This is a genomic window from Promicromonospora kroppenstedtii DSM 19349, from assembly GCF_000515355.1.
In the GTDB taxonomy this organism is placed as follows: Bacteria; Actinomycetota; Actinomycetes; order Actinomycetales; family Cellulomonadaceae; genus Promicromonospora; species Promicromonospora kroppenstedtii.
Genome location: NZ_KI911627.1, coordinates 15,818 through 18,914 on the forward strand (window position 1 = coordinate 15,818; position 3,097 = coordinate 18,914).

Annotated in this window: 4 protein-coding genes and 1 riboswitch; of the genes, 2 read left to right on the top strand and 2 right to left on the bottom strand. The window is 73.0% G+C overall.

All coding sequences use genetic code 11. The features are described from left to right. A partial coding sequence (locus PROKR_RS05945; RefSeq protein ID WP_036960618.1) for a hypothetical protein occupies window positions 1–188 on the top strand: 188 nt, incomplete at its 5' end. 49 nt (window positions 189–237) lie between these two features. Here PROKR_RS05945 and PROKR_RS05950 read toward each other — a convergent pair. Then, window positions 238–897 carry a DUF1345 domain-containing protein gene (locus tag PROKR_RS05950; protein ID WP_084800276.1) on the bottom strand — a complete coding sequence of 220 codons (660 nt, stop codon included), beginning with the start codon at window positions 895–897 and terminating at the stop codon, window positions 238–240. A 26-nt stretch (window positions 898–923) separates the two neighbouring features. Then, window positions 924–987: riboswitch (guanidine-III (ykkC-III) riboswitch) on the top strand. 12 nt (window positions 988–999) lie between these two features. Here PROKR_RS05950 and PROKR_RS05955 point away from each other — a divergent pair. After that, window positions 1,000–1,314 carry a DMT family transporter gene (locus PROKR_RS05955; protein WP_036960621.1) on the top strand — a complete coding sequence of 105 codons (315 nt, stop codon included), beginning with the start codon at window positions 1,000–1,002 and terminating at the stop codon, window positions 1,312–1,314. Here PROKR_RS05955 and PROKR_RS05960 read toward each other — a convergent pair. Next, window positions 1,289–2,881 (bottom strand): tannase/feruloyl esterase family alpha/beta hydrolase, encoded by a 1,593-nt coding sequence (locus PROKR_RS05960; protein ID WP_245605722.1) that lies wholly within the window; start codon window positions 2,879–2,881, stop codon window positions 1,289–1,291. The genes PROKR_RS05955 and PROKR_RS05960 overlap by 26 nt on opposite strands. Window positions 2,882–3,097 lie beyond the last annotated feature (216 nt).

Sequence of the window (3,097 nt, forward strand, 5' to 3'; positions counted from 1 at the left end):
CGTACCCCGACGCGGGGACGGGCTGCACCACCCTGCCGTTCGTCGTGCACGCGGAGCTCAACGAGACCGCGACGGGCATCCGGGTGTACGAGAGCACCGACTGCACGGGCCGGGCGCTGACCTTCCCGGCGAGCGACATCCACAGCTTCATCGGGTTCGACGGGCGCAGCTTCGAGCCGGTCGGCTGATCCATGGCGGTGGGGCCGCCGTCCGACGTCGGACGGCGGCCCCGCCACCTCAGTTCGCGAGCCCGGCCACCAGGTTGATCAGCAGGGCCACGATCACGGTGCCGAACAGGTAGGCGAGCAGCGCGTGCACCTGCGCGATCCGGCGCATCTCGGAGGAGCCGAGGTCGGTGTCCGAGACGGCGAAGCTCATGCCGACGGTCACCGCCAGGTAGGTGAAGTCGGTGTACCGGGGCGGCGCCGTCTGGTGGAAGTCGATGCCGCCCGCCGGCGCCGTGTAGTAGACGCGGGCGTAGTGCAGCGCGAACACCGTGTGCACGCAGGCCCAGGACACCACCACCGAGGTGAGGACGGCGGCCGTGGTGACGGTGCCGTCGGCCCGGACGCCGCCGACGAGCACGACGACGATCCCGCCCAGGCTCGCCACGGCGGCGAGCAGCACGATCACGTGCGCGATGCCACGGGTGGGCTCCTCGCGCACGGCGTGCTCGCTGGTGGCCCTCGGGCCCATCGGGACGATGACCAGTGCCGTCCAGCCGACGAACACGAGCCCGGCGGCGGCCCAGCCGCCGAGCAGGGCCGCCGCCGTGGAGTCCCACGCCAGCAGCCAGCCGAGCAGGGCGCCGACCAGCAGCGACGCTACGATCCGCACGGCGTGCGGCCCGTCCAGCACGCTGCTCAGCCGCCGCATGCCCGTCATCTGCTCCGTCATGCACCCCAGTGTGTGCGAAGATCGAGGCAGAGCCCACAGGGGCTCCCGGACGAGGGTTGCCGTACCCGGTGTGCGACAAGACGGCATCTTGAGGAGCACACCGTGTCGTGGATCGTCCTTGTCCTGTCCGGCCTGCTGGAGGCCGTCTGGGCCACTGCCCTGAGCCGGTCGGAGGGCTTCAGCAACGTCGTGCCGAGCATCGTGTTCGGCGTCGCCCTCGTCGCGAGCATGGGCGGCCTCGCCTTCGCGCTGCGCGACCTGCCCGTCGGGACCGCCTACGCGGTCTGGGTGGGGATCGGCGCCGCGACCACCGTCGCCTGGGCGATGGCCACGGGCGCCGAACCCCTCTCCGTGGTCCGCGTCCTGCTGATCGCGGGCCTGATCGGCTGTGTTATCGGGTTGAAGCTGACCCACTGACGCAGCGGACGTCGGTACCGACCCGCCGGGTCACCTGCGGGTAGCGGCACACCTCGCGCGTCACGGCGTTGCCGTCACCGTCGGTGACGACGGCCGGCAGCGTCGCGGGGGCCCGCCCCTGCTCGACCCACTCCACCAGGGAGCCCAGCGGGTCGGTGCCGATACCGCAGTGGTCCACGCCCGGGGGCAGGAACAGGCGGTAGAAGGAGTCGACCCGGGCGTTGCCGCCCATGGCCTGGTTGACGCGCTCCCGGTAGTCGACCGTGCCCTGCGTGGGCACGAGCTGGTCGGCCTGGCCGTGCCAGCTCAGCAGCTTGCCGCCGGAGCGGGCGAACGCGGACAGGTCCGGGTCGTCGCTGCCGATCACCGTGTGGAAGTCACGCTGGGACGTCGCGAAGAGGCGGTCGAACTGCCCGTAGGTCAGGTGCGTGGTGTCCAGGCCCGGGTCCTTCGCGACGAAGTACCTGACCCACTGGTCGGCCACCACGAAGGGCTGGCCGGGGTTGGCGAGCCAGCCGAACGCGGCGCCCTTGTTCGGCCCGTACCAGAGCGGACGCCCGCTGCTGGAGACCGGCCCCTGCCAGATCTTGCGGACCGCGTCGGCCAGCTGCGGCGTGATGGTGTGCGTCGCGCCGTCGCAGTCGACCCGGGTGCCGACCAGCTCACGGGGGTCCCACCGGCAGTCGCGTGGGTCGTCGATGACGCCGTCCCGTACGCCGTCCGCGGTGTCGCAGGCCTCGACGGCCGCGGTGTTGAAGGCCTCCAGCACGCACGGCGCGGGGGCGACGTCCTCCTCGTTGAACACGACCTGCGGCCACAGCGTGGCCACGGCGAACCGGTCCCAGCTCACCGCGGGCGCACCGGCCAGGATGCCCTGGAAGTCCGTGGGGTACTCCTGCGCGGCCACGTAGCCCTGGCGGCCGCCCGTGGAGCAGCCGTTCCAGTAGGAGTAGGTGGCCTTGCGCCCGTAGAACTCCTTGGTCACGGACTTGCCGACCACCGCGAGGTCGTGCACCGAACGTGACGCGAAGTTCTCCAGGAGCGGCTCGTTCACCCGCCCGTCCGACGTCAGCGCCCAGCCGCTGACGTCGGCCGGGGACTGGCCGATACCCGCGTCGGTGGCCGCCGCGGCGTATCCGTTCTTCACGGCCGCCACCAGGGTGGCGCCCAGGTCGCCGGCCAGGTATGCGCTGCCGCCGGTGGCCTGGAAGCGGCCCGACCAGGCGGCCCGGTCCTGCGGCAGCGCGACCTTGACGGTCTCGTGGTCGCCGGCCCGGCCGTGCGTGAGGGTCACCGTGATCTCGCAGCGGGCGGGCACGTCGGCGATCGGGGCCGGGGTCTGCAGCGGCGGCGTGGCCTCGGGGAAGGTGACCGTCCCGGCGGGGTACGCCTGGGCGGTCACGGACTCGACGTGGGCACCACGCGGCGCGGAGACGGGCACGGCGGAGCACGCCGACGACGCGGGGTGAGCGCCCTCGGCGGGACCGCTCGCCGGCGCCGCCATGGGCAGCAGCCCGGCGGCCGACACCGACACCAGCGCCGTCATGATGATGGCTAGCTTGTTCATGCTGCACACCCTTGCTCGGCGGGTGCCCGGGCCGCCCCAGGGGGACACCCTGGTGTGCACACCAGGGATGCCCCCGGGCGCGACGGCGGGCCCGCGCTGCGACGGTGGTGCCCATGGACAGAAGGACATTCGTCAGGACCGCAGGGCTGCTCGCGACCTCCGCCGCGGTGGGTGGTGCCGCCGTGCCCGCCGCGGCCGCGGAGCCCGTGGCCGCCC